Source organism: Myxococcus hansupus (genome assembly GCF_000280925.3).
Taxonomy (GTDB): domain Bacteria; phylum Myxococcota; class Myxococcia; order Myxococcales; family Myxococcaceae; genus Myxococcus; species Myxococcus hansupus.
This window is the reverse complement of sequence record NZ_CP012109.1, coordinates 5,344,694-5,371,303: the sequence shown is the minus strand read 5'-3', so window position 1 is coordinate 5,371,303 and position 26,610 is coordinate 5,344,694. Positions and strand designations below refer to the sequence as shown.

At 69.6% G+C, this 26,610-nt stretch carries 20 protein-coding genes and 1 pseudogene; 12 read left to right on the top strand and 9 right to left on the bottom strand.

Features of this window, described 5'->3' with window-relative positions:
* Nucleotides 1–67: 67 nt before the first annotated feature.
* Nucleotides 68–2,095 carry a biosynthetic arginine decarboxylase gene (gene speA, locus A176_RS20665; protein ID WP_002634895.1) on the bottom strand — a complete coding sequence of 676 codons (2,028 nt, stop codon included), beginning with the start codon at nucleotides 2,093–2,095 and terminating at the stop codon, nucleotides 68–70.
* Between the two features lie 240 nt (nucleotides 2,096–2,335).
* On the opposite strand from speA, the gene clpX reads away from it, so the two are divergent.
* Nucleotides 2,336–3,406 (top strand): ATP-dependent Clp protease ATP-binding subunit ClpX, encoded by a 1,071-nt coding sequence (gene clpX, locus A176_RS20660; protein ID WP_002634896.1) that lies wholly within the window; start codon nucleotides 2,336–2,338, stop codon nucleotides 3,404–3,406.
* A 1-nt stretch (nucleotide 3,407) separates the two neighbouring features.
* Here the strand turns inward: clpX and A176_RS20655 are convergent, their stop codons facing one another.
* From A176_RS20655 to dnaK, 3 genes are all read right to left on the bottom strand, one after another.
* Nucleotides 3,408–4,163: a CvpA family protein gene (locus A176_RS20655; RefSeq protein WP_002634897.1), complete on the bottom strand. Its 756-nt coding sequence runs from the start codon at nucleotides 4,161–4,163 to the stop codon at nucleotides 3,408–3,410.
* Nucleotides 4,164–4,183: 20 nt separating this feature from the next.
* The gene (locus tag A176_RS20650) at nucleotides 4,184–5,059 is read right to left on the bottom strand and encodes a J domain-containing protein (RefSeq protein WP_226993942.1); all 876 of its coding nucleotides are present in this window, start codon (nucleotides 5,057–5,059) and stop codon (nucleotides 4,184–4,186) included.
* A 2,070-nt stretch (nucleotides 5,060–7,129) separates the two neighbouring features.
* Entirely contained in the window at nucleotides 7,130–8,737 is a 1,608-nt protein-coding gene (dnaK, locus tag A176_RS20640) for a molecular chaperone DnaK (RefSeq protein WP_044890144.1), read from the bottom strand.
* Between the two features lie 205 nt (nucleotides 8,738–8,942).
* Here dnaK and A176_RS20635 point away from each other — a divergent pair, with 205 nt between their 5' ends.
* From A176_RS20635 to A176_RS20605, 7 genes are all read left to right on the top strand, one after another.
* Nucleotides 8,943–9,776 (top strand): class II glutamine amidotransferase, encoded by an 834-nt coding sequence (locus A176_RS20635; protein ID WP_002634900.1) that lies wholly within the window; start codon nucleotides 8,943–8,945, stop codon nucleotides 9,774–9,776.
* A 276-nt stretch (nucleotides 9,777–10,052) separates the two neighbouring features.
* Nucleotides 10,053–10,496, top strand: a complete 444-nt coding sequence (locus tag A176_RS20630; protein ID WP_226993941.1) for an ATP-binding protein — start codon at nucleotides 10,053–10,055, stop codon at nucleotides 10,494–10,496.
* Nucleotides 10,493–11,164: an ATP-binding protein gene (locus A176_RS20625; protein WP_002634902.1), complete on the top strand. Its 672-nt coding sequence runs from the start codon at nucleotides 10,493–10,495 to the stop codon at nucleotides 11,162–11,164. Before A176_RS20630 ends, A176_RS20625 begins: the two co-directional genes overlap by 4 nt.
* Nucleotides 11,155–11,730, top strand: a complete 576-nt coding sequence (locus tag A176_RS20620) for a SpoIIE family protein phosphatase (RefSeq protein ID WP_002634903.1) — start codon at nucleotides 11,155–11,157, stop codon at nucleotides 11,728–11,730. The genes A176_RS20625 and A176_RS20620 overlap by 10 nt, the downstream gene beginning before the upstream one ends.
* On the top strand, nucleotides 11,727–12,236 hold the full coding sequence (locus A176_RS20615; protein WP_002634904.1) for an STAS domain-containing protein: 510 nt from the start codon (nucleotides 11,727–11,729) through the stop codon (nucleotides 12,234–12,236). Before A176_RS20620 ends, A176_RS20615 begins: the two co-directional genes overlap by 4 nt.
* Nucleotides 12,237–12,563: 327 nt before the next feature.
* Nucleotides 12,564–14,510, top strand: a complete 1,947-nt coding sequence (locus tag A176_RS20610; protein WP_002634905.1) for a GYF domain-containing protein — start codon at nucleotides 12,564–12,566, stop codon at nucleotides 14,508–14,510.
* Between the two features lie 20 nt (nucleotides 14,511–14,530).
* Nucleotides 14,531–14,866: a DUF1330 domain-containing protein gene (locus tag A176_RS20605; RefSeq protein WP_002634906.1), complete on the top strand. Its 336-nt coding sequence runs from the start codon at nucleotides 14,531–14,533 to the stop codon at nucleotides 14,864–14,866.
* A gap of 111 nt (nucleotides 14,867–14,977) precedes the next feature.
* Here the strand turns inward: A176_RS20605 and A176_RS20600 are convergent, their stop codons facing one another.
* The 4 genes and pseudogenes from A176_RS20600 to polX all read right to left on the bottom strand — a co-directional run bounded on the left by A176_RS20600 (nucleotide 14,978) and on the right by polX (nucleotide 20,490).
* Entirely contained in the window at nucleotides 14,978–17,191 is a 2,214-nt protein-coding gene (locus A176_RS20600; RefSeq protein WP_002634907.1) for a M4 family metallopeptidase, read from the bottom strand.
* A gap of 201 nt (nucleotides 17,192–17,392) precedes the next feature.
* Nucleotides 17,393–18,112: a myxosortase MrtX gene (gene mrtX, locus A176_RS20595; RefSeq protein ID WP_002634908.1), complete on the bottom strand. Its 720-nt coding sequence runs from the start codon at nucleotides 18,110–18,112 to the stop codon at nucleotides 17,393–17,395.
* The gene (locus A176_RS20590) at nucleotides 18,109–18,726 is read right to left on the bottom strand and encodes an MXAN_2756 family trypsin-like serine endoprotease (protein WP_002634909.1); all 618 of its coding nucleotides are present in this window, start codon (nucleotides 18,724–18,726) and stop codon (nucleotides 18,109–18,111) included. The genes mrtX and A176_RS20590 overlap by 4 nt, the downstream gene beginning before the upstream one ends.
* 19 nt (nucleotides 18,727–18,745) lie before the next feature.
* Nucleotides 18,746–20,490: pseudogene (gene polX / locus A176_RS20585) on the bottom strand (DNA polymerase/3'-5' exonuclease PolX).
* Between the two features lie 78 nt (nucleotides 20,491–20,568).
* On the opposite strand from polX, the gene A176_RS20580 reads away from it, so the two are divergent.
* The 3 genes from A176_RS20580 (at nucleotide 20,569) to A176_RS20570 (ending at nucleotide 23,931) form a co-directional block, all read left to right on the top strand.
* Nucleotides 20,569–20,886, top strand: coding sequence for a Rieske (2Fe-2S) protein (locus tag A176_RS20580; protein ID WP_002634911.1), 318 nt, complete (start codon nucleotides 20,569–20,571; stop codon nucleotides 20,884–20,886).
* Between the two features lie 359 nt (nucleotides 20,887–21,245).
* Complete coding sequence (locus A176_RS20575; RefSeq protein WP_044890146.1) at nucleotides 21,246–21,713, top strand: MogA/MoaB family molybdenum cofactor biosynthesis protein; 468 nt, start codon at nucleotides 21,246–21,248, stop codon at nucleotides 21,711–21,713.
* A 172-nt stretch (nucleotides 21,714–21,885) separates the two neighbouring features.
* The gene (locus A176_RS20570; protein WP_002634913.1) at nucleotides 21,886–23,931 is read left to right on the top strand and encodes a M20/M25/M40 family metallo-hydrolase; all 2,046 of its coding nucleotides are present in this window, start codon (nucleotides 21,886–21,888) and stop codon (nucleotides 23,929–23,931) included.
* Between the two features lie 62 nt (nucleotides 23,932–23,993).
* Here A176_RS20570 and A176_RS20565 read toward each other — a convergent pair whose 3' ends face one another.
* A complete protein-coding gene (locus tag A176_RS20565) occupies nucleotides 23,994–25,307 on the bottom strand; it encodes a hypothetical protein (RefSeq protein ID WP_002634914.1) in 1,314 nt (437 codons plus the stop codon).
* A gap of 295 nt (nucleotides 25,308–25,602) precedes the next feature.
* On the opposite strand from A176_RS20565, the gene A176_RS20560 reads away from it, so the two are divergent.
* Nucleotides 25,603–26,595, top strand: coding sequence for a TIGR02757 family protein (locus A176_RS20560; RefSeq protein ID WP_002634915.1), 993 nt, complete (start codon nucleotides 25,603–25,605; stop codon nucleotides 26,593–26,595).
* Nucleotides 26,596–26,610 lie beyond the last annotated feature (15 nt).

The following is a 26,610-nucleotide window of genomic DNA, read 5'->3' as shown; positions in this document are numbered from 1 at the left end:
GAAGAAGCCCCCTGCCGCGGCATGGCGACAGGGGGCCGGAACTTCATTTCTGTTCAGGCTCGGGGGCTCAGCTCCCCGACGTCCCGGAGGCGCCGGGCGGAGACGAAGCGGGCCGGGCCGTGGCGTCCGGCGTGGGCACCAGGCGGAGCTGGCTGGCGCTGCCACCGAAGCTCGCGTCGACTTCGCGCTCCAGGTACGTGTAGCCGGAGAGGCCGTCCTCGTACATGCGCAGCAGGTTGCGCGACTCGTCCAGGGTGATGCGGCCCTGGCGCAGCGCGGCCTCGGTGAACTTGCGCAGCTTCGCCACCAGGTCGTCCTTGGTGTAGCTGACGTAGTTGAGCACCTCGGTCACCGTGTCGCCGGCCACCACGTTGTCGATGAGGTAGCCGCCGTTGGGCCCCAGGGACACCTGCACCGCGTGCGTGTCACCGAAGAGGTTGTGGAGGTCGCCCAGAATCTCCTGGTAGGCGCCCACCATGAAGATGCCCAGGTAGTAGTCGTCATCGTTCAGCGCGTGCAGTTCGAGGGCGTCCTTCACCTCGCGCTTGTCGATGAAGTGCTCGATCTTCCCGTCCGAGTCGCAGGTGATGTCCGCCAGCGTCGCGCGGCGCGTCGGCTTCTCCGCCAGGCGGTGGATGGGCATCATCGGGAAGAGCTGGTCGATGGCCCACGAGTCCGGCAGCGACTGGAACACGGAGAAGTTGCAGAAGTACGTGTCGCTCAGCGCCTTCTCCAGGGAGTCGAGCTCCTCGGGAATCTCGCCCTGCTCCTTGGCGATGCGCATGATCTTGTGGCAGGTGGCCCAGTAGATGTTCTCGGCCGCCACGCGCTGCTCCAGCGACAGGTGGCCCAGCGAGAAGAGGGTGAGGCTCTCCTCCTTGGCGTCCTGCGCGTCGTGCCACGCCTCCAGCAGGTTCTTGTTGGTGACCTCGCGGTAGGTGGACCAGAGGTTGCGCACCACGGAGGGCGCCTTGTCGTCCACCTTCTCCGGAACCTGGGCGGGGTCGAACTCGCTGGTGCCCAGCACGTCCACCACCAGCACCGCGTGGTGCGCCACCACGGCGCGGCCGGACTCGGACACGAGCGTGGGGTGCGGCACGCCGGCGCGGTCGCACGCCTCCATCACGCCGAACACCACGTCGTTGGCGTACTCCTCCGTGGTGTAGTTCATGGAGGAGGCGAAGTTCGTCTGGGAGCCGTCGTAGTCCACGCCCAGGCCGCCGCCCACGTCCAGGTACTTCAGCGGCGCGCCCTGACGGGCCACTTCCACGTAGAAGCAGCCCACCTCGCGCAGCGCGTTCTTCACGTTGCGGATGTTGGAGATCTGGCTGCCCAGGTGGAAGTGCAGCAGCTCGAAGGAGTTGAGCAGGCCCGTGTCCTTCATGAAGCTGATGCAGTTCATCAGCTCGGAGGAGGACAGGCCGAACTTGGAGCGGTCTCCGCCGCTGGCCTCCCACTTGCCGGCGCCGCGCGTGGACAGCTTCACGCGCATGCCCAGCCGGGGGACGATGCCCGTGCGGCGCGCGACCTCCGCGATGAGCGGCAGCTCGCTGGGCTTCTCCACCACCAGGATGACGTTGCGGCCCAGGCGCGAGTAGAAGAGCGCCGTCTCGATGTACTCCTCGTCCTTGTAGCCGTTGCAGATGACGAGGGCGTTCTCGTTCTCCAGCAGCGCCATCACCGCGAGCAGCTCGGGCTTGCTGCCGGCCTCCAGGCCGTAGTTGTAGCCCTTGCCCGCCTCGATGAGCGTCTCCACCACGTAGCGGTGCTGGTTCACCTTGATGGGGTAGACGCCGCGGTAGTCGCCCTTGAAGCCCTGGTCGACCATGGCCTTGCGGAAGGCCTCGTTCAGGTGGACGACGCGGTGGCGGAGCACGTCCGTGAACCGGATCAGCAGCGGCAGGCCAATGCCCCGGCGGCGCACTTCGTCCACCAACTCCTTCAGGTCCATGTTCGGGGCCTGGGGACCGTCCGGGTGGACGATCACATGGCCCTTCTCGTTGATGCCGAAGTAGGGCTTGCCCCAGTTGCGGATTCCGTACAGCTCGTGCGCGTCGGCAAGGGTCCAGCGGTGGGGAGGGGCGTTTGCGGGCATCGGCTTCTCGAGGCTCCCTGGGTTGAAGGGGGTAACTCCCCATGCACTATGAAGCCGGGCACGGGAAATCGCGCGGGAACTATCGGAAACCCCCTCCGTATTCAACAGCCGCTTGCGCGGAGGGCAGGCAGGCTGGCGGGGCGGCCGCCCGGTGCTTCTCCTCCCTCGGGCCGACTCTCCATTCAATTCCTACCTTTTCCCGGTGCGTCCGAGGGACGCGTGGACACAAGGGGAGGGTACATGGAGTCGTCCGCACGCAGGGAAGAAGCGGTGCTGACCCCGCGGGAAATCTACGAGCGGCTGGACCGCTTCGTCATCGGCCAGTCCGGCGCCAAGCGCGCCGTGGCCATTGCTGCCCACAATCACCTCAAGCGCCTCCTGGCGCGAAGGCTGCGCCGGACCTCGCTCATCAAGAAATCCAACATCTTGCTCATAGGCCCCACCGGGAGCGGCAAGACACACATCGCCCGCAACCTGGCGGACATCCTCAATGTCCCGTTCACCACCGTGGACGCCACCGAGTACACGGAGGCCGGCTACTACGGGAAGGACGTGGAGGTGATGATCTCCGACCTCCTCTTCAAGGCGAACCACTCCGTGGAGGACACCCAGCGGGGCATCATCTTCATCGACGAGGTGGACAAGATTGCCCGGCGCTCCCAGAGCGCCCGCAACGGTGCGGGGAGCCGCGACATCGGCGGCGAGGGCGTGCAGCAGTCGCTGCTGAAGCTGCTGGAGGGCCGCGAGGTGTACGTGCCCCTCAATGTCACCCAGGCGTGGAACAAAAGTGACTTCGTGCAGGTGGATACGCGCGACATCCTCTTCATCTGCGCGGGGACGTTCAGCGACCTGCACGACTACGGTGACGAGGGCGGGCGCTCCATGGGCTTTGGCGCGGACGACGCGGCGAAGCAGCGACAGCGGCGCATCAGCACCCGCCAGCTCACGGAGTTCGGCATGTTGGCGGAGTTCCTCGGGCGCCTGCCGGTGGTGGTGCAGTTGGACCGGCTGGGGGAGGACGACCTGCTCCGCGTCCTCACCGAGCCGCCGGATGCCATCGTCCGCGAGTTCCGCGAGCTGCTGGCCATGGACGAGCTGGAGGTGGACTTCGCCGCGCCCGGGCTGCGCGAGGTGGTGCGCTACTCCGTGGAGCGGGGCCTGGGCGCGCGCGGGCTGCGGTCCATCCTGGAGCACGTCATGTCGGACGTCATGTTCGAGGCGCCCGAGCGGCGGCGGCACCAGGTGACGGTGGACGCGGGCTTCGTGCGCGAGCGGCTGCGCGGGTTGGATTCGACGCAGTTGGACGTGTGAGTCAGGGCGCGCGCTCGGACGCGCGCGCCGCGGCGCCCAGCCGGGCCACCACGTCCGGGTCCTGGATGAGCTGGAGGACACCGTCGTTGCGCAGCAGCGCGGCGGTGTCTCCTCGCGCCAGGGCCTGCTTCAGCTTCGGGTCCTGGAGCAGGCGCTGGAAGCGCGGGTCCTTGCGCAAAGCCTTGTATGCGGGGTCGTCCTGGAGCTTGCCGGCGCGCTTCGGGTCGCCCGCCGCCTTCGAGACCTCCACGAGGTTCCCCACGGGGGCGAACTGCGTCATCTCGAAGAGGTTGTAGCGGCGGGCCACCTCGATGGAGAGCGACTCCTTCGGGGAGAAGCCCACGCGGCGCCCGGCGATGACGACGTGCTGTTCGAAGAAGGCGATGCCGCTGAGGATGACCCAGGCGATGAGGCCCATCTTCGCGCCGCCGAGCACGAAGCCGAGGAAGCGGTCCAGCCCGCGGTTCTCGTTGTGCTGGCCGGTGGAGAGGATGCGCAGGAGCAGCGCGCCCAGGGCGTAGCGGACCGCGAGCCAGGTGCAGATGAAGACGAGCACCGTGCCCACGATGAAGCCCAGGAAGAGCGGGCTGCCCAGGGCCTCCGCCAGGTGCGGCCCCGCCACCGGGCCCAGCCGTCGCGAGGCGAAGTAGCCCACCGCGAGCCCCGCCCAGTTGGCGACCTGCCGGGACACGCCCGTCGCCGCCCCGATGAGGGCGAAGAAGAGCACCAGTCCGAGGATGATGAGGTCGATGACCATGCTCTCCCCAGGCGCCGCCGTCAGCGAATCTTGAACGAGCCGCCCTTGTCGCGGGACTCGTCCTGGGACTGCTTCTGGATTTCCGCCAGGCGCTCCTTGTAGCGGGCGTTGGCCGGCTCATAGGTGAGCGCCATCTTGAGGTTGCGCTCGGCGGCGGACCAGTTGCCGGCGTCCGCGTCCTTCTGCGCCTGTTGGAAGAACTGGCGGCCCTTGGGGTGGGTGCCGATCTGCTCCTCCTGCTCCTTCTTGGCGGCGGCCTTGGTTTCGGCCTCGGAGGCTTCGGTGAAGCGCAGCTTCTGGGCGCGCTCGGGGCCCGTCACGTCGGCGACGTACTTCTTGCGCTTCGTGTCGTCGCGCAGGACGTAGTAGGCCTCGGTGACGCGCTTGTAGAGTTCGTTGACGCGCTCCTTCAGCTCCTTCGAATCCATCTGGAAGAAGCGGTCGGGATGGTAGGTGCGGCTCTCCCGGTAGAAGGCGCGCTTGATGTCCGCGGGCGTGGCCGTGCGCTCCAGGGCGAGCAGCTCGAAGTAGTCGAGCTGGTCGAGCTTCGCGCAGCGGGCTTCCAGGTCCGCGAGCTGCTGGAGGTCGAGCCCCGGGCCCTTGTCCGCAGACGTCGGCGGGGGAGGGGGGACGGCGGCCGCTGGCGGCACGGCCGGGGCCACGGAGGGAATCGCGGGCACGCTGAGGGTCGGTGCCTTCGGCCCGGCGCCGAGCGGCGCGACGGAGGGGATTCCAGGCGTGGCCGCGAGCGGCGCGACGGACGGGACTCCAGGCACGGCGGGCGGGCGCGGGGCGGCCGGAGGGCGCGGTGGCGTGGCGCCCGCGGGCACCAGCGCGGGCAGGGACATGGTGGGCCGTGCGCCGGGCCGCTGCGGAGGCGACGCGGATGGCGCCACGGGCGGGGCCACCTGGCCCAGCGCGAGCACGGGCGGCGGGCGCGGGCGGGCTCCGGGAGCACCGGCCACGGGGGGGATGGCGGGAGTTGCTCCCGGCGGGGCACTGGGGCTCAGCGGCGCGACGGAGGGCACCGCGCCAGAGGGCGCGGTCGGCCGCGCTGGCGCCACGGAGGGCACGGCGCCAGAAGGTGCGGTCGGCCGCGCTGGCGCGACGGAGGGCACGGCGCCAGAAGGTGCGGTCGGCCGCGCTGGGGCCACGGAGGGCACGGCGCCAGAAGGTGCGGTCGGCCGCGCTGGGGCCACGGAGGGCACGGCGCCAGTGCTCAGCGGCGCGACGGTGGGGACTGCCCCTGATGTCTTGTTCGCGCCCAGCGGAGCGACAGTGGGGACGGCCCCTGACGTCTTGTTCGCGCCCAGCGGCGCGACAGTGGGGACTGTCCCTGATGTCTTGTTGGCGCCCAGCGGAGCTACGGTGGGCACTGCCCCTGATGTCTTGTTGGCGCCCAGCGGAGCGACCGTGGGCACTGCCCCTGATGTCTTGTTGGCGTCCAGCGGCGCGACGGAGGGCACCGCTCCAGACGTAGCAGTGGGGCTCAGTGCCGCGACGGAAGGTACCGCTCCCGAAGGGGCTTGGGGGCTCGGTGGCGCGACAGAGGGCACTGCTCCCGAAGGGGCGTTGGGGCTCAGTGGCGCGACAGAGGGGACTGCGGGCACCGCTCCCGAAAGGGCTTTGGGGCTCAGGGGCGCGACAGAAGGCACCGCCCCTGAAGGGGCTTTGGAGCTCAGTGGCGCGACAGAGGGCACGGCGCCTGACTGTACGGTGGGCCTCGTCGGTGCCACTGAAGGCAAGGGGCCAGACGGAGCCTTGGCGCTCAACGGCGCGACAGAAGGGACCGTGCCCGACGCCGTGCCCGCGCTCAGTACGGAGGGAACGGCCCCCGTGGCGGACGTCTCACCTGTCGCATTGGGACCGAGCGGCGCGACGGATGGCACTGCTTCCGATGCCGAGCCTCCGGCGACACCGGGGTTCAGCGGCGCACTGGCCGGAGCAGCGTCAGGGCCGATGTGAGGAACGGGAGTCGCGCCGCCTGCTGCGCCTGCGGTGCGAGGAACTGGCGTGGTTCCACCTGCCGCGCCCACAGGGCGAGGAACGGGAGTCGCGCCGCCTGCCGCGCCGGCGGGGCGAGGAACTGGCGTGGTTCCGCCTGCTGCGCCTGCCGTGCGGGGAACTGGCGTGGTTCCGCCTGCCGCACCCACAGGGCGAGGAACGGGAGTCGCGCCGCCAGCCGCGCCCACGGGGCGAGGAACTGGAGTGGTTCCGCCTGCCGCTGTGCGAGGTGCGGGCGTGGGTGCCCCTGCGGCACCGGGGACCATGCCCGGGCGTGGCGGGGGTGTGGCGGCTCCAGCGGGAGTGGTTCTCGCCGCGGCGACGCGGCCGGTGGCTGGCGTGCCATCGGGGCTGGCCGTCCCCGCCGCGCGGGGGAGTGGCGGACTCGTGTCAGCGCCCACTCGGGGCGTCGCTCCAGGTGACACGGAAGGAATGCCAGGGAGGGTGGTGGGCGTCCCGCGAGGCGTGGGACCAGACTCCACAGCGGGGATGTTCGGGAGCGTGATGGGCGACACCGGTGGCGCCGCACTGGCGCTGACAGGCGGAACCCCAGGCACCGAGGCTGGCGACTTCTGCGCGGCCCCAACACCCGCTCCGGGTGGCACGGGGCGTTGCGGATTCACGCCACCCGCGCCCGTGGCCCCTGGCACGGCGGGACGTCCACCCGCCGGTGTCCCCGCGCCAGCCCCCGTGGCCGGGCGCACGGCGGGAATCCCCGTCAGGGTGGCCCGGGGCGGCGGCGTGGGCGCCATCGCGGGTGACTTCGCGGCCGGTGGCGGCCGAGGCGCTGGCGTCGCCGCGCTGGCGGGGGCCGTCGGAACCGTCACGGGCCCAGGCACGGCGGCCGTCACTCGCGGGACGGCGGGCCGAGCGGGCGTGGCCGGCGTCCCGGGCGGCGCTCCCGTCGGTTTCCCGTCGCTGGGGTCTGAGGGCTGGGACATCGGCGTGGTCGGGTCGCGGCCTTACTGCGCCACGGCGGGCAGGTCGTTGCTGTTGTGGCCGGCGAGCCGGGTGTTCCGGTTGGCCTGGATGGACTGCTGGATGTCGGCTTCGCTCATGCCGGACGACAAGGTGATGGAGGTCGACGTCTTCTGACCCGTCTCCGTGTCGCAGGCGGAGACATGCACCAGGCCATCCGTGTTGATTTCGAAGGTGACCTCGATCTTCACCTCGCCGCGGTAGCCGATGCGGAAGCCCGCGAACTCGAACTCACCGAGCATCTCGCACTCGTCGGCGCGGTTGGACTCGCCCTGGTACACGCGAATCTTCACCTTCTCCTGGCCATCCCGGCTGGTGGTGAACGTCTTCGAGCGGTCGATGGGCACCGGCGTGTTCTTGTCGATGATCTTCTCGGTGTACCCGCCCACCGTGCCAATCCGCAGCGACAGCGGCGTGACGTCCACCAGGAACGTCTCCGTCTTGCTGTCGAGCAGCGCGTGCGACTGGAGCGCCGCGCCCATGGCCACGACCTGGTCCGGGTTGATGCCTTCCAGCGGATCCTTCTGGAAGTAGTGCTTCACCGAGTTGCGGATGATGGGCAGTCGCGTGGGGCCGCCCACGAGGATGACCGCGTCGATGTCCGCCGCCGTCAGGCGCGCGCTCTGGAGGGCCTCGTCGCACACCTTGAAGGTGCGCTGCACCAGGTCCATCACCATGCGGTTGAACTGGTCCTGATTGAGCTGCCCCTTCAGGTCCATGATGTTGCCGTCCGCGTCCTGGCAGATGCCCTGGCACAGGATGTCGGCCGAGCCCGTCTGGCCCACGTCGATCTTCGCCTTCTCCGCGGCCTCCTTGAGCATCTGCAGGCAGAACTTGTTCTGGCGCACGTCCAGGCGCGTGCGGGCCAGGAAGTCATCCGCCAGCCACGTCATGATGCGGTCGTCGAAGTCGTCGCCGCCCAGGTACGTGTCGCCCGCGGTGGCCAGCACCTCGAACACGTCCTTGCCGATCTCCAGAATCGACACGTCGAAGGTGCCGCCGCCCAGGTCGTAGACCACCACGCGCTGGTTCACGTCGCGGCCGAAGCCGTACGCGAGCGCCGCGGAGGTGGGCTCATTGAGGATGCGCAGCACCTCCATGCCCGCGATGCGACCCGCGTCCTTGGTGGCCTGCCGCTGGTTGTCGTTGAAGTACGCGGGCACGGTGACCACGGCCTTGGTCACCTCCTGGCCCAGGTACGTCTCCGCCACCGCCTTCATCTCCTTGAGGACCAGCGCGCTGATCTCCGGGAGCGAATAGCTGTGGTCGTTCACCGCGATGCGCACCGAGTTGTTCTCGCCCTCGACGATGCGGTACGGCATCACCGCCTGCGCCTTCTTCACCTCGTCGGAGAAGTAGTAGCGCCCGATGAGCCGCTTGGCGGAATAGACGGTCTGCTCCGGGCTGGTGATGATGTTCTTCTTGGCCGCGTTGCCCACCAGCACCGAGCCGTCCTCGAGGAACGAGACGCAGGAGGCATGGGTCGTCTCACCCCATTCGTTGGGGATGACAATGGGCTGGCCGTCCTGGACCACCGACACGCACGAGTACGAAGTGCCCAGGTCGATGCCAATTGCGATGTCGTCCGCCATTCCGTCTCCGGTGAAGACCTTCAGCAGAGGTCCGTCGGTGAAGGGCACGGAGGTTAGGCACCCCCAGAAGCGGGTGTCAACGTTCCCGTGTCAATAAAGCCCAGCCATTTCAAGGGCTTAGGGAGGGTGCAAGGGAGCATGCCCGCTGGCTTGAGGGGGCGCACCGAGGCCATTATCTCTCGATGGGAAGGGGGTTTACTCATCCATGTCCGTCATCCTCGCTGCCCTGACGTCCGACCCGAACCTGCTCCGATGCGAGCTGCACCGCCTCCAGGGCCAGGTCCTGCTCCATGGTGATTCGAGGGCCAACGCCGTGGGGGTGGGCTCCTACGCCCAGGATGAAGTCCTCCTGCGGCGCTATGCGAGCAGCGAGGCGCTGACGCTGGACTCGCTCGCGCCTCCGCATGAGTCCGACGCGCTGCTCTTCCACGCGGGCCAGCTCCCGGTGGGCCTGTCGCTGGAGGAGAACACCCAGCCCTTCCGGTCCCGCCGCTGGCTCTTCGCCCACCAGGGCGACGGACAGGGGCTCGAGCCACTTCGCGCGGCGTTGATGGACGCGCTCCCGGATCACCTGCGCCGGCAGGTGCGTGGCGGCACACCGGGGGAGCTCCTGTTCGCCACCTTCCTCAAGAATCTGCGCGACCTCGGCCGCACGGAGGATCCTCGGCTCGAGGCGGAGCTGGCGGGTCGCGTGTTGGCGGACACCGCGCGTGAAGTGGCGCGCGCCGCGGCCCAGGCTGGCGTGGCGCGCACGCCCTCGCTGAACCTCGTGGCCACCAACGGCACCCTCCTGGCGGCGACCCGCTTCGGCGAACCGCCCCTGTTCTGCACGCGGCTGGAGGGGGCGGCGGAATGCGAGCTGTGCGAGGTGACGCCGTCCACACCCGACACCCAGCCGGCGGTGAGCGCGCACCGCCGCCGTCATACCGTCGTGGTGGCCAGTCATCTCAAGCGCTCCGCGGGTTGGGTGGAGCTGGCCCAGGGCCACACGTTGGCCGTGGGGCCGGACCTCCAACTGCACGAGCTGACCGGCGTCTGAACGGGAGGACTGCCCGAGCCGCCTTCGGGGGCTCGGGCGCGGCAGGCGGGCGCTGACGCCGGTTCCGGGAACTCGGGGCCGCGTCGGCGGGAAGCGCTGAACTCCCGTTTCGACTTCGGGAAAACCCTTCATTCAAGTCCGGCCTTTCCAGGGATGGAAGCCGAGGGTCGGGGATGACTGGGCGTTGCTTTACATCACCGGCGCGGTGGTGGTTCGATTGAGGGAGCTGCATTGCAATATTGCAGCTTGGTTGGACGATTGCTCTCCCGAACTCCCATGCTCTCAGAAGTTGAGCCGATGTTCAGCATCGAGGTTTCCTCGAGGTCGGATGCCGCGGTCGCCGCCGCGCTGAGTCGCCGCTACGCCCGGGAGCACGGCCTTCCGGCCCGCGCCAGCGCCGAGGTGGCCGTGGTGGTCAGCGAGCTGGCCACCAACCTGGTGCGCCACGCGGGGGGCCGCGGCTGGGTCGAGCTGTGGCGCGAGCCGGAGTGGCTCTGCATCCGCTCGACGGACCGAGGCCCCGGCATGGCGGACCCCTCACGACTCTTCTCGGGCCGGGAGGAAGGGCGTCCGGGGCCGCTGCCCGGGGAGAGCCTGGGCGAGGGCGGCGCGGCGGTGCGGCGCCTCAGCGATTCGGTCCACGTGGCGAACCGCGACGGCGGCGGCCTGGAAGTCGTGGCGCGCAAGCGGGTGGTTCACGAGAAGCGGAGGCAGGCGTGAGCGGCGGTCCTGTGTGCGCGGGGATTCTGCGCGTCCTTCAGCAATTCATGTCGGAGACGGCGGCGCGGTTGGTGCTGCGCGGCACGCTGGAGCCCCTGCGGCTGTCCCTGGAATCGGCGACGCGTGCGGAGCTGCCTCGCATCATCGAAGCGCTGGAGCCGGCGACGCGTCACTTCGTGGACCCCGTGCGCAAGCCGCAGTTGATGACGCAGCTCAAGCTGTTGTTGTCGACGTCGCCCGCCTCGAACGGGGTGGGGGCCACGGCCGCGCCATCGGACGTCCGTGCGACGACCTATCTGGTGCGCACGGAGGCGGACGCCAGCCATGCGCGGCTCGCGGCGAAGGTCATGTGCGAGTCCATGGGAGGCCGCGGCTACGAGTGCCAGAAGGTGGCCACGGCCGTGAGTGAGCTGGCGCGCAACCAGATCTCCTACGCGGGGGGCGGCACCATCCACCTCGCGCCGCAGCTTGACCCCAAGCGGGTGTTGCGCGTCAGCGCCGAGGACTCCGGTCAGGGCATCTCGGACCTGACGCGCGTGCTGTCGGGCACCTACAAGAGCAAGACGGGCATGGGGCTGGGGCTGCTGGGCGTGAAGCGTCTGGCGGACCGCTTCGATGTGCGCACCGGGCCCGACGGCACGCAGGTGGAGTTCGAGGTGTGGCTGTGAGACTCGCCATCGCCCATCGCTCCCGGCCCAAGGTGGGCGAATTGGAGAACGGGGACGGGGTGATGGTCCGCCAGGAGCGCTCGCGGACGTTGTGCGCGGTGGTGGATGCGCTGGGCCACGGCCCTGTGGCGGCCCGGGTCACCTCGGAGGCCCTGCGGTGTCTGGCGCAGGTCGACTTGAACCAGGACGTGGAGTCCATCGTCGCCGCGATGCACCTGGCGCTGCGGAGTGGGCGGGGCGCGGCGGTGATGGTCGCGCTCTTCGACGGCCAGCGGGTGCACTGCGGCGGCGTGGGCAACGTGGAGCTGCGCACGCGCGGCACGCGGGTGCCCGTGATTCCCACGCCGGGCATTCTCGGCCAGTCCCACCGCGCGCTGCGGGTGACGTCCGCGGCCTTGCTGCCGGGGGACCGGATGGCCGTCTTCAGCGATGGCTTGAGTTCGCGGTTGGAGCTCGATGACACCCGGAACCTCTCTCCTGACGCGGCCTGCGACCTGCTGATGGAGCGCTACGGCCGCAACACCGACGACGCCACCGTGTTGGTGGTGGACGTGGAGACACCATGAGCTTCGCCGCTTCCGCTGCACTCGCCCGGCCCGAGCGCGACACCGCGCGCATCCCCATCATTCCGCTCTGGGGCAATCTCATCGTTCCGTTGCAGGGCGACATCACCGACGCGCAGGCCGCGCAGTTGTGCTCGGACGTGCTGCGCGACATCCAGCGCACCCGCGCGCGCGGCATGGTGGTGGACATCTCCGGACTCTGGATGGTGGACAGCCACCTGTGCGCGGTGCTGGCCCGGCTGGCGGCCTCCGCGCGATTGATGGGCACGCGGACCGTGCTCTGCGGCATGGGCGCGGACGTGGCCCTCACGCTCCAGAGCATGGGCATCGAACTCGATGGGGTGGAGACCGCGCTGGGGCTGGAGGAAGGCCTGTCGTTGCTCGGCATCCAGGTGATGGGGGCGCTCACGGCCGAGGCGGAGCGTGAATCGGCGCAGCGCCTGGCCGACGCGATGCTGGGCTTCGAGGAGGTCCCCCTGGCGAAGCCTCCCGCGGGGCCGGGGCGTTAGCACGGGCATCGCGTAGGTGAATCCCTGACATGTGGTGTGGCCACGCGCCTTCGCCGTCAAGGTGCGCTGAGCCCGTCAGTGGGCTTACGTTTCGTGCCTGGTGGCCGACCAGGGAGGCGGCGTCTGCTGCTGTACGTTCGCGGCGCACAGGCGCTCGATTGTACGAAGGTGGGTCCGGGGAACTACGCTAGGGACCCGTCCTACGTGGGGGCCATGTCCACCTCCGCGCAGACGCTCGCCGTTGACGAATCGCCGTGGTGGCATTCCATTGGGTGAGGTCTGATGGTGCGGCTTATCCGGGACCGGATGGAATGAAGGAGCGGGTCGATGGCCGGCAACTCAGGGGAAGACAACGCCAACCCGGACCACCGCCGGGAGGCTGCCCCCGAGCCCCCTGACGCGGGCAGCTCGCCCGTGCTGGACGGCGTGTCGGACGCGGAGCTGGATGCCATCGTGGGCCAGCTCCGGACGGACAAGAACCTCCGCGTCCGCGCCTCCGCCCAACCGCGCTACCGTGAGGCCCCGCAGTCGGAGCGCCTGCACCGGGGCGCGGGCCGCACCCGTGCCTCCACCTTGGGAGAGGAGCCTCCTCGCGAGGCGGCGCCGCCCCCCGCGAAGCAGGCCTGGTACATCGTCATCGGAGGCGCGGCCTATGGCCCGCACGACCTCACGGAGTTGAAAGGCCACCTGGACCGCGGCGCGGTGGGGCCGGATTCACTCTGCTGGCGCGAGGGGTTCGGGGAGTGGTTGCCCCTGGGGCACATCCCGGAGCTGGCCTCGGCATTGCTGCCTTCCTCGGTGCCCGCGGGGGCGCCGCCCGTCCCCGCCGCCGCGATGGGGTCTGGCTTGCCCCAGGTCGCGCGGACCGTGGACCTCGCCGAGGCCACCACGGAGCGGGTGATCCTGGAGCCACACGCGCCGGTGTCGACGACGCCCGCGGCCGTGCCGCCCGCGACGCTGGCACCGCGGATGGACGCGCCGGAGCCCGTGACGGTGCCCGGGGGCGGTGCCCCGCAGGGCGCGGGACAGCCCGTCGCGGGCTTCAGCGGCGGTGAGGCCGCCCGGAGCGACAGCCCTGGATTCGCGGCACCACGGACGCCTGGACCTGTCACGGCGGCGCCGCATGCGGAACCGCTCGATGGCGCCGTCGCGCTCGCGGCCAGAGGGGCGCCTCCCATGGAGGTCGCGCCGCAGCCGGTGGGCACGCACGCGGTGCTGACCGACGCCTCGGCCTCGCGTGACGCACGGGCGCGCCGCAAGCGCCGGCTGGGCGTCGTCCTGGCGGTGGGCGCGGTGGGTGGCATGTCCGTGGCCCTGGCGCTGGGCGTGTTCGACGGTGGCAAGCGCGAGGGGCAGGGCGCGGACGCCGTGGATGCCACGCCTCGCGCGTCGGCCACGCCCGCCGTCGCCGAGCCCGCATCGGCCGAGGCGGAGGCCGTCGCGCAGGCGAGCCCCGACGTCGCGGCGCCCACGCCCTCTGCCGGGGGCGCGGGCGGTGGCACCCGGATGGAGTCCGATGGCCCGGTCGCGAGCACGGGTTCGCTCGCCCCGTCCGTGGCGGAGACCGCGCGGCGTGCTCCTCCGGAGGCGCCCGTGGGTGCTGGCTCGAGCGCTCCGGGCCTGTCCGCGGTCTCCGTCGACCGTGGAGACCGCGTACCGGAGCTCACGGGAACAGAGCGCACGACGCGCGCCGCGACGGGGGGCACGCGCACCTCGCCCGAGGAGCGCGTCTTCGAGCGGCCCACGGGCAGCCTTTCGTCGCGGGATGTCGCCGTGGCGTTCGTGATTGGGAAGAACTCGGTGGCGCCCGCGCCGGAGCCGGCATCCTCGGCTCGGCCCGCCACGACGGTGGCGGAGGCCGCGGTGGCGCCCCGGTCGGAGGATGACCTGGGCCCGGACGAGGACTTCGACCGCATGCTGTCGGGGCCTGGCCCCAACGCCACCAAGCGGGAGAAGCGGACCGTGTGGGTGCCGCCGGATCCCACCGCGCCGCGCGAGACGTTGGACTTGGCCACCGTCTTCGCGGTGGTTCACGCCCGCCGTTCGGAGCTCGCGGCCTGTGGCCGGGAGCAGTCCGCGCCGCCGGGGGAGGGCGACCGGGCAGTGCTGCGCTTGAGCGTTCTCCCCAGTGGCAAGGTGGAGTCCATCACCACGGAGACGCCGTGGCTGCGCGGCACTTCGCTCGTGCGTTGCATGCAGCAGAAGATTGGGGCTTGGACGTTCCCTCGGCACCGGACCCAGGGAGCACCTGTCGTCTTCCGATACGAGTTCTGAGACAGCCGCAAGGAGCGTCCATGCCTGCCTATGTCGTGGTCGAGGTCTCGGTGCACGATGCGCAGACCTACGAGCGGTACAAGCAGCTCGCTCCTCCGTCGCTCGAACCCTACGGTGGCCGCTACCTCGTTCGCGGCGGGCCCACGCAGGCGCTGGAGGGCACGTGGCAGCCCCCGCGCTTCGTCCTGCTGGAGTTCCCCTCCGTGGAGCAGGCCCAGGCCTGGTGGTCCTCCCCGGAGTACGCCGCCGCCAAGGCGCTCCGTCATGAGAGCGCGCACTCCATCATGCTCCTGGTGGAAGGCGTGCCCGCGACGACGCCCGTGACGGAGGCACCCGTGACGGCTTCCGCCTCCTGACGCGGGTCCTTCCTCGCCACGAACGGGGCCCTCCAAAAGCCGGAGCCCGGCGCCAGCCCGCGGTGTATCGCGGGCCGGACCGGGCTCTGGAATCTTCAGGACGTCAGGCGACTAGTTCACGCCGACGGCGCTCCAGCCTTCCTTGACCTTCGCCACCTCGGCCGAGTCCGCGCCGTAGAGGTCCGTGGCCGCGTTGATGGTCGCGACGCGGGCCTGGGCGAACGTGGTGCTCGGCGTCATGTAGTGGGCCAGGGCGCGGTAGAAGATCTTCTGGCCCGCCTCCATGCCGATGCCGTCCTTCACTTCGATGCCGGACGTGCGGTTGGTGCCGCCTTCGACCATCAGCTTGAAGGCGTTGTTCGCGATGCCGCTGGAGCCGTGCACGGCGGTCTGCTTCGGGTAGTTGCTGTAGTGGTCGATGGAGTACCCGTCCTTCGTCGGGTCGTCCATGTAGCGCAGGCCGTCCGTGTCATCGCCGTTGGTCGGCGTCCAGGCGCGCTCGCCCACCGTCCAGTTGAAGCTCACGCCGGGGTTCGACTTGGCCGCGTACCACTCCACGCCCGCGCCGATGATGTCGCTCATGGCCTCGTTCAGGCCACCGGACTCGCCGCGGTAGATGAGGCCGGCGGTGCGCTCGGTGAGGCCGTGCGCGATTTCATGGCCGGCGATGTCCAGCGCGGTGAGCGGGCCGGCCGTCTTGCCGTCGCCGTCGCCGTAGCTCATCTTCTCGCCGTCCCAGTACGCGTTCACGTAGTTGTTGCTCACGTGGACGTAGGAGACCAGCTTCTCGCCCGAGCCGTCGATCGAGTCACGGCCGAGGACGTTCTTGAGGAAGTCGTACGTCGCCTGGGCGCCGAAGTGGGCGTCGACCGCGGCGCGGTTGCGCTCCGGGTCCGTGGCCTCGCCCCAGACGTCGTTGTCGTCCTTGACCTGCGTCTGGCCGCTGGCGCGCTCACGGTTCAGCGCGTCGTAGGTCCCAATGCCCTTGCCGCGCGTCTTGTCCTCGAGCTGGTAGGTGCCGTCCGCGTTCTTCGTCGTCTCCAGCGCGACCTTGCCGCTGTACATGGACGTGTCGTCGGCCTTGGCCTGGCTGCCCGGCTCCTCGGGCTTCTGGGTGGCCTTCGGGGTGATGTTCAGGCTCCAGCTATTCAGCGTGCCCGTGTCGCGACGCGCGTTGTCCTTCACGGTCAGCGTCCACTCGCCCTTCGCGGACTCGCCCTTGAAGGCGCTCAGGTCGAAGTTGCCCTTGATGTGGTCCGCGCTGCCGCCGGTGCGGTTGTGGATGGTCTCCGTCTTGCCGGAGGGGCTGGTCAGCGCCACCGTCAGGTCGCCCTTGAAGGTGTGGTCGATGTCCAGGTCCAGCTTGAGCTGGTCCACCGTGACGTCCTGGTCGATGTTGATCTTGGACGTGACGGTCGCCAGGTCGTTGATGGGGGCCTTCGGCGTGGCGGAGGCCTTGATGTCCGAGTCGGCGGCGGACGTGCCCGGAGCCGCCGCGTGCGCCTCATCCGCGCCGTGGGCGTGGTCGTGGCCATCCGCGCCGTGCGCGTGGCTGTGACCGTGGCCGTTCACCGCGCCGTGCTGACGGGCGAAACCGTCGATGGTGTTGAACTGCTCGTAGATCTTCCCGGAGTTCGCATCCACCAGGTAGTTCATCCGGCGGGGCTCATCGGTGCCGTCCGTGTTGGAGACCTCGACGCGGTAGGCGTTGCGGTACTCGCCGGTGGGGTCCTTGTAGATGACCCGCTCGGAGTGGGGCTGGCGGTCCGGCTTGCCGTTGAACTCCTTCAGCGCGATGTCCAGCACCTGCGTGTGGGACAGGGCCGGCTTCTGGGTGCCGAGGCCCGCGGGGATGTCGTTCTGGTCACCCGTAACGGACTTCAACTGCCCCTGCTGGTCCAGGTGCGTGACGACCTGCTCGCCGAAGACCTTCACGCCCTCGTGCTGGCGGTCCAGGCGCACGTGCGTCATGCCCAGCTCGTCACGGTCCACGCTCTTCGGGGTGTACGAGGGGAACTGGAAGCCGCCCACGATGCCCGGGTTGCGGATGGACGTCTTCGTGTTGGGCGTCAGGTGCGCCAGCGACGTCTGGATGGCCGACTGCGCCTCGCGGCTGTCCAGGGAGAGGCGGCCCACCGCCGGCGGCAGCGGCTTCAGCGTCTTCTCGGCGCGAGCCAGCTCGGTCGTCTTCGCCGCGGGACCGAACCCATCCTTGATGACGTTCGGCGCGATGGTCGCGGGCTTGGCCGCCGTCTTCGCCTGCGTCTCGGAAGCGGCGTTGGTGCGAATCGTGGGCTTCGGACCTTCGGTGCGGCGGATCGTCATGGGGGTCTCGAACTCAGTGCAAGGGGGTTGAAGAGTTATCGCCGCGGTGTGCCACGAAGTTTCCTGTGACATTTTCGATGCAAAACCGTGCGAACGGAAAGCAAGTAAAACGTGCGTCAGCTTCCGTAGAATTCAGGTTACGGGCAGGTGAAACACGCCATGTTTCACGGCGGGTGGCTCCGGGCTGTGCCGCGGAGTGCCTCAGCCGAAAAACGAAACCTCGAGAAATCGCACGAAGAGGTTACAGGCCGCGTGAAACAGGGCGGCGCCGATGACGGTTCCGGTGCGCTCGCGCATCCAGCCGAAAATCAGCGCCGGGAAGAACACGGACAGCCGCCAGGCCTGGAAGATGGCCAGGTGGCCCAGGGCGAAGAGCAGGGCGGTGAGCCAGAACGCGGGCCCCAGCCGGCCGCCCAGGAACTTGCGCCCCTGGGGCCAGGCGTCGCGCAGGCGCGTCTGGAGGTAGCCCCGGTAGAAGAACTCCTCGGGGAGGGCGACGACGAGGAGCTGGTCGACGACCCACTCGCCGAAGCGCGGCGGCAGCCGGGGCTGGAAGCGGGCTTCGCCCACCAGCGGCGTGAGGTGCCTGGAGAGCTCCGCCGGCAGATGGGGCAGCACCTCCACGAAGCCGGCGAAGCCCAGGAAGAACACGGGGCCCACCACGGCGGACATCACCAGGAACAGGCGCAGGTCCTCGCGCCAGGCGCGGAGCGACAGTCCGTAGTCCGGGTAGTCCTCGTTCCGCCAGCGCATGGGGATGAGGGGCAGGTAGAGGAAGCCCACCGTGGCGATGAGCTTGGGGTAGTCGGTGCCGGCCAGGAGCAGGAACGCGGCGACGATGGTCAGGAAGCCCACGGCCCACAGGCCCACGGCTTCCTGAACGGCGCTCGGACGCCACGGCGTCGTCATGGCCTGGGTCATGGCGTGTCCATGGCGGCGAGCTCCACCTTCACCGCACCCAGGGGCAACACCCGGCAGCCTCGGCGGTGCTGTTTGACGACCACCGCGACCAGCCGACCCTCCGCGTCGAAGACGGGGCTGCCCGCGGGGAGGGCCAGGGCGACGTCATAGAAGGGCTGCGGGGCCGCGCGCGCCTGCGCGGGCATGGGGCGCGCGGGTTTGCCTCGCGTGGCGGGGATGACGCCCACCAGCCATTGGCCCTCCAGGCTGGCGCCGTCCTTCAGCAGCTTCACGGGCGCGGCGGGGTAGGTGCCTTCTGGCGCGGCGAGCACGGCCACCTGGAGCTCTTCGCTGGCCATCACCACCCGGGCGGGCAGCGACTTCCCCTCGTGCTCCACCGTGGTGGCGTTCAACCCCGTGAAGCCCAGGCCCACCGGTGCCACGGAGGTGAGCACCTGGCCGGCGGCGCCAATGAAGACGCCGGGGCCCGCGCGGCGAGGCCCCTGGACGTGCACGACCGAGCGCTCGTGCCGCTCCAGCGCGCGCTGGAGGGCGGCGCGGGACGGGCGCTCCCGGTCCGCGGCGGCGGAGGCGAGGGACGTGAGACAGAGGACGAGCGGCAACAGGCGGGCCATCGGCGAGGGCCGCAGCCTATCACCGGCGGTCGCGCAGCGCGGAGATGAAGCGGCTGGCCGGGAGCGTGTTCAGCACGCTCCCCTTGGGCGCCCAGCCCCGGCGCGCGGTCGCCACCGCGAAGGCCAGGTTGCGCAGGTCCTCTTTCTGGTGGGCGTCGCAGCTCACCACCAGCCGGACGCCGAGCTTCACCGCCAGCCGGACGTATTCGGCCTTGATGTCCAGCCGCGCGGGTTTGCCGTTCACCTCCACCGCCACGCCGCGCTCGGCCGCCCGCTCCAGGATTTCCTCCATGCGGACGGGGTAGGGCTCCCGGCTGTTGATGAGCCGGCCGGTGGGGTGTCCCAGAATCTGGAGGCAGGGGTTGTCCAGCGCGGCCAGCAGGCGGCGCGTCATCTGGTCCTCGTCCATGCCATGCCGGACGTGGATGGAGCCGATGACGACCTCCAACTGCTCCAGGAGGGAGTCCGCGTAGTCGAGCGCCCCGGACTCCAGGATGTCGACCTCGATGCCCTTGAGCAGGCGCACGCCGGGGATGGCCGCGTTGATGCGGTCGATCTCCTCCCACTGGCGCTTGAGGTCGTCCTCCTTCAAGCCGCCCGCGTAGATGGCCGCCTCGCTGTGCTCGGTGACGGTGAGGTACTTGAGGCCCAGGGCCTGGGCCGCGAGCGCCATCTCCTCCAGGCTGTTGCGTCCGTCGGACCAGGTGCTGTGAGCATGGACCGCGCCTTGGATGTCCTCCAGGGTGACCAGGTCCTTGGGGAGCGTGCCAGCGCGCGCGGCCTCGAACTCTCCGGTGTCCTCCCGCAGCTCGGGCGGCACGTACTGCATGTCGAGCAGCGCGTAGAGGTCGGACTCGTCCTTCACCGGCACCTTGGTGCCGTCATCGCGGTGGATGCCCCACTCGGAAATCTTGAGGCCGCGCTCATGGCCCAGGTTGCGCAGCCGGATGTGGTGCGCCTTGGAGCCCGTGAAGTGGTGCAGCGCGGTGGCGAAGTCCTCGTCGGGCAGCACGCGCAGGTCCACCTGGAGGTCGCCGGCCTCCAGCCGCACGGAGCACTTGCTGTCGCCCTTGCCGAGCACCGTCGCCACGCCGGGGGCGTTCGCCAGCGCATCCAGCACCGGGCCCGCCTGGGGCGCGGAGGCGATGATGTCCACGTCCGCCACCGTCTCCGCTTGCCGGCGGACACTGCCGCCCAGGCTGGCGCGCACGACGCCGGGCGCGGCCTTGACGCGCTCCAGCAGCGCCGCGGCCACGGGCATGACGTCACCCAGCAGCTTGCGTTCGCCGCGGGCGCGCCGGTACAGGGCGATGCCCTCCAGCATCTTCGCCTCGCTCTTCGCGCCGAAGCCGCTGAGCTGGCGCACGCGGCCCTCGCGGCAGGCGCGCTCCAGCTCCTCGATGCCGCTGACCTGAAGCTCCTTCCAGAGCTTGGCGACCTTCTTCGGCCCGACGTCGGGGAGCTGCGTCAGCTCCAGCAGGCCCGGGGGAATTGAGCCCGCAGCTCCTCCAGGTAGCCAAGGCGTCCGGTGGTCACCAGCTCGGAAATCTTCTCCGCGAGCGCGGGCCCGATGCCCGGCAGGCTCTCCAGGCGGCCTTCCGCGACCACGGTGCCCAGGTCCTGCGGCAGGCCGGCGATGCGGTCGGCGGCCATGTCGTAGGCGCGGACGCGGAACCCGCTCTCGCCCTGGAGTTGGAGCAAGAGGGAGATGTCACGGAGGACCTGGGCGACGGTGGCCTTGTCGACGGCGGTAGGTTGGGTCACGTCGGGAGTCACTGGCTGAAGGTAATGCCCGGGTATCGGGAGTGCAGCCCGTCCTCCATTGTGGGAAAAGGGGCCGCGATGACGAAGATCAAGCTGGGACCGGCGGACTTCGCCGAGAGGGAAATGCGGGGCTACGAGGTCGGCAAGCGCAACGTGTGTATCGCGAAGATCCACGGGCGCTACAAGGGCCTGGACGATTGGTGCAACCACGCCGGGTGCCTGCTGTCGGGCGGACGCATCGAGGACAACATGGTCGTCTGCCCGTGCCATGAGGTCGGTTTCGACATGGACACCGGGCGCAATGAGACTTCGCCGGGGGTCTGTGACGACCAGCCGACAGTGAACGTGGCCGTGGAAGACGGCGCGCTCGTCGTCGAGCTGCCCGAAAACCCCTGACATACTTCTCGCAGGCTGGAGCACCCGCCATGGCACACGACGGACACGATTCCGAGCACGACGGCGCGCACGGCCACGGCCACGCGCATCGGCATGACCCCCATGGCCACGACCACGGTCCTGCGGACTCCGGGCACTCGCATGAGCACAGCCATGGCCACACCCACGAGCACCGCCACGGCGAGCACAGCCATACCCACGAGCACGCACACTCGCACCGGCATGAGCATGAGCACGGTCCTGGGCACCACGACCACGCCCACGAGCACCACGGCCACACGCATGAGCACCACCACCACCACCACGCCCCGCACGCGCACGACGCGGGGCCGGTGGCGGAGCACAAGGCGCATGCGCCGGTGCATGTCAGCGCCTTCGTCGTGACGTGTTCGGACAGCCGCGACGCGGCGCGCGATGAGAGTGGCCGGGTGCTGCGTGACGGCTTGGAGGCCGCCGGGCACACCCTCGCGGGCTCCGTGGTGGTGAAGGATGACCCGGAGGCGATTCGCGCCGCGTTGGAGACCGCGCGGGAGTCGGGCGCCCGGGCGGTGCTGTTCACCGGCGGCACGGGCATTGGCCGGCGCGATTGCACGGTGGAGGCGCTGCGTCCCCTGTTCGAGAAGGAACTCCCGGGCTTCGGTGAGCTCTTCCGGATGCTGTCCTACCGACAGGTGGGGAGCGCGGCGATGATGTCCCGCGCGACGGCCGGCACGTACCAGGGGATGATCCTCTTCGCCTTGCCGGGCTCACCCAAGGCCGTGCGGCTCGCCTTGGAGGCACTCATCCTTCCCGAGCTGGGCCACGCCGTGCGCGAGCTGTCTCGCTAACGTCCGCCGCGCCGCGTTTGTCTCACGCCGTGAGAATGGCTGACAGGGCCTGTGTTTTGGATTGAGCAGTATTCCCTGTTTTTTCCGGGAGTGTAAATTGCCGGTGGACGCAGGGAATCCTGTCCCTGCCGGTTCCGCCGCAAGGTCCCCCCACATGGCAGTGGAGAAACGCATGAACATGAAGCGCCTGGCTTCAGTCTTGTTGGTGCTCTGGAGTGTCTCGGCATTCGCGAAGGCGAAGCCCGCGCAGCCGCCGGACCGTGAGGTGTGGATCACCATCGGTTCGGACGCCCTCGACCACGTCCACAAGGCCTTGAAGAACGCCGGTCACGAGGCCGCCGCGTCGGGTGGGGAGAAAGACGGCATCACCGTCCTGCGGGTGCGGGAGTCCCAGCTCAACCTCATCTCGCGGACGATGCATGAGACGCTGAAGCGCTGCGGCGGGTTCATCTATCACGAGACGGAATCGGCGGCGCTGGCCGCGCTGGATTTGACGGTTGCGGAGGAGGCCGCCAAGGCCACGGCTGTCACGTACAGCATTGACAATGCACAGACGGTCAACAGCCTGGTCGCGGGCCTCCAGGAGACCGCCATCCGGCAGACCATCAACACGCTGTCCGCCTTCCAGACGCGCTTCCACTCGTCGCAGTCTGGCTTGGATGCCTCCAACGCGCTGAAGGACCGCTGGGAGTCGCTGATTCCCGCGGGACGCACGGGGGTCTCTGTCGCGCAATTCCCGACGCCGTCGTCGGCGCAGCCCTCCGTCATCATGACCATCAACGGCACGACGCTGTCGGATGAGGTCATCGTGCTCGGCGGTCACCTGGACTCCACGAGCTCGGGCAGCGCCGCGCCGGGGGCGGACGACGATGCGTCGGGCATCGCCACGCTCACCGAGGTGATTCGGGTGGCCCTGCTCCAGGGGTACCGTCCGGAGCGCACCGTGAAGTTCATGGCGTACGCGGCCGAGGAAGTGGGCCTGCGTGGCTCCGCGGCCATCGCCACCGACCACCGCAACCGGAACATCGACGTGGTGGGCGTCCTGCAGCTCGACATGACGAACTACAAGGGCTCGCCGACCCATGACGTGGCGCTGGTGACGGACCGCACCAACGCGGCGCAGAACACGTTCCTCACCAGCCTCATCGGCACCTACTTCAGCAGCGAAATCAGTTGGACGACCACGTCGTGCGGCTATGCCTGCTCGGACCATGCGTCGTGGACGACCGCGGGTTTCCCGGCCTCGATGCCCTTCGAGGCGCCGCTGAGCGTGTCCAATCCGCACATCCACACGCCCCGGGACACGCTCGCCAACAGCGGTGGCAACGCGAACCAGTCGCTCAAGTTCGCGAAGCTCGCCACGGCGTACCTGGCGGAGCTCGCCAAGGGCAGCTTGCAGCCGGATGACGTGACGCCGCCGGAGGTGGCCATCACCTCTCCGGCCCAGGGCAGCGCGGTGTCCGGCGTGACGACGGTGACGGTCAACGCCACGGATGCTTCGGGCGTGAGCCGGGTGGAGCTGCTGGTGGATGGCGTGGTGAGGGCGACGGCGACCACGTCCCCCTATACGTTCGCCTGGGACACGGCCGTGGAGACCAATGGCAGCCACACGCTGACGGCGCGGGCCGTGGACGGTGTGAATCAGTCCGCCACCAGCGCTGGGGTTCTCGTGACGGTGAGCAACGCCACCAGCGCGGCGGGCTTCGATTCCGGACTGAGGGCGCCGCGGTGCGCGTCTGTCTCCAACGAGTGTGATTCCGGAACGCTGCTCAACGGGCGCGGCGGCTTCATGGGCCCGGAGCTGAATGCCCCCAACACCGTCCAGAATAGCTGCGCGGACGGCCTGTCGGGCACATACCTGCGGGAGTCGTCCAACGAGCGCATCGTGGTGTCCTCCATCGATGGGGCGCACCTGACGGGCGGAGCGCTCGTGAACATCAGCGCGACGGTCTGGTCTCAGACGCCGCGCAGCGAGAAGCTGGACCTGTACGTCGCCGCTGACGCGAACGCGCCGGTCTGGCAGTTCGTCGCGACGCTGTCTCCGCCGGACAAGGGACTCCAGGTGCTGTCCACCCCGTATCTGTTGCCGACGGGCACCACCCAGGTGGTGCGCGCCATCTTCCGGGTGCGCGGCAGCGCGTATCCCTGCAACCCGGGGAGCTACAACGACCACGACGACCTCGTCTTCGCCGTGGGGCGCGACCCCAGCCTGTACTGAGGTGACGCGGAGGAGGCCCCCGCCCACGAAGCGGGGTGGGGGCCTCGTCACGCGGCCTGGGTTCAGTGGTACGCGGTGACGCCGACCGGCGTGCCCAGCTCGCTCTGCAGTTGGGTCCGGACGCTGCTGCTCACCGGCCACCGCCAGGACTGCTGGAAGACGTCCGACAGGTTGGCGCCCGCGGCCCGGCTGGCGGCGATGACGAAGTTGTCCGCCGCATGGTACGCGCTGCTCACGCTGCTGAGCGCCGCGGCCTCCTGCCAGACGTTGTAGACGAAGCTCCAGCCGTGCTGCCGGCGCAGCCGGAGGACGAAGGACGCGAACAGGTCCGTCGAATTGAGGCCCGAAAGCCCGGTCCCGGCCCGCAGCGTGTTCTCCCAGTCATGGCGGTAGCACGTCGAGCCGCCGGGTGTGGTGGGCGTCGTCGTGGCTCCCGCCGTTCCGCAGGCCACCGTCGCCGTCCGGTACGTGTCCACGAGCCCCACGACCTGGCTGTGGAGGGCGTTGTGGGTGCTGTTGCCCGACAGGCCCTCGTGGTTCATGGCCAGGAACCGCATCGCCACCGCATAACCCGTGACGATGCTGCTGCCGTAGGCGGACTCGGTCGAGGCGAGCTGGGCGCTGTAGAACCAGTAGTTGCGGCCCAGCTCGTAGTAGGGCGTGCTGTCGTGAACGCCGGCCGCGGCATCGGGGCACATCTGGTCCCGGAACACCTCGAACTTGAACTCCACGCCCGTGTAGCCCACGTAGCCGCAGGCGAGGCCGCCGCACGGCGAGACGTAGCCGTTGGGCAGCACGACGAAGCTGTTGAGTCCGCCGTAGCTGAGATACGGGGTGGGCGTCCGTCCCGTGGCCAGCTCGTAGAAGTCGGCGCCCTTATCGAGTCCCGTGACGATGTGTTGGATTTGCTGCGTCGTGCAGGTCGTCCGGTCCGGCGTCCGCAGCGCGATCTTCCGTCCCTTCCACAGGAACATCGACAGCGTGGTGGAGGGGTAGCTCGCGGGCGTGTAGTTGGCCTTGAGCACGCAGTACCAGGAATACGGATCGCTGAAGTTCAGGTAGTCCGCCTGGAAGCCCTCGCTGTTGTACGCGTACTGGTCCCGGCACGCCCGGTCCAGGTCCATGGGCTTGTCCTGTCCCTGGTGGTAGCACTTCCATCCGAAGGCGTTGGACGTCGCGAGATACGCGAACGCGGTGTTGTCGTAGACGCTTCGGCAGTGCTGATTCAAATCCATCCCTGGCAGGGACATGGGCTGCGCGGAGGCGCTCCAGGGCACGGTGATGGCCACGGCCAGCGCCAGGGTCTGGAGCCCCGGGTGAGAGATGACGGCTCGCACGGCGCCCCAGACGCCCTGCGTCGACGGTTGCTCTTGCATGTGGACTTCCCCCTCTGGGATTGCGTCACGCCCGCGGCTTCCGGGCGCGCGGTCCGACCGGTGGTCGCGACATTCTCGAATTACGACTTAAAGAGGTTATGAGTAAAGCGGAATGTGGATGTCTCACGCACCGGGCGCAGGGCCGGTTGGTTTTACAGCCCATGACTGTGTTTGACGCATGGCGCTGGCTTGAGACGTCGTCGTGACGAACCGTTGCGCGCCGTGGAGGCAGCCGCGAGAGTGGGGAAGACTGGGGGGCAGCCCGCCGTTCTAGGACCATTTGGGAGTCCCCGACGTGCCACTGAAGTCCAAGCCGCGCGGGCCCGCTGTCACGGGGCTCTCACCCCAAGCGGTCGAGCACCTGCGCCCGCGGCTGGAGGCCGTCCTGTCGTCGACGGACGCCCGCGCCCGTATCGCCGCTGACCCGGTGGAGTTCCCGCACCGCTACACCGACCCGCGCGACATCGAGGTCAGCGCCCTGCTGGCCGCTGGGCTGGCGTACGGCCGCGCGGACCTGTTCCGGCCGAAGGTGGACGCCTTGCTCCAGCGCATGGGGACGTCGCCCGCGGCCTTCGTTCGCGCGCTCGACGTGCCAGGGGCTCGGAAGCTGCTCACCGGGTTCGTGTACCGCTTCAACGTGGGCACGGACGTGGCGGTGCTCCTGCTGGGCATGGGCCGCGTGCTGCGCGAGCACGGCAGCCTGGAGGCCTTGTTCCTGGAGGGGCTCCAGACGCGCGGGACGCTTCACGGTGCGCTGGACCACTTCACCACGGGCCTGCGCGCCGTGCCCATGGAGCCTCTGCGCGCGGCCCTGGGACCCGAACGGGGCTTGCACCACCTGCTGCCATCGCCCTTGGGGGCAGGGGCCGCCAAGCGCCTCAACCTCTTCCTTCGTTGGATGGTGCGAGGTCCGGACGCCGTGGATTTCGGCATCTGGAAGCGCATTCCGCCTTCCTCGCTCCTGATTCCGCTGGATACACACATTGGCCGCATCTCGCGGCACCTGGGATTGACACACCGCAGTGACCTGACGTGGCGGACGGCGGAAGAGGTGACGGCCGCCCTGCGCGCGCTGGATGCGGCCGACCCCGTTCGCTTCGACTTCGCATTGTGTCACTACGGCATGAGTGGGGCGTGTCCCGCCCAACCCGTGTCAGAAAACTGTGGGCGCTGCCCGTTGCTGCAGGTGTGCGCGGTGGGGCCAGAGGTGGTGGCGGTGGCGACCCGCCGGGTCGGCAAAACCACCGCTCGAAAGGGCAATGGACTGTCCGTGGCGCGACGCCGTTGACCGGGGAGCGACTGG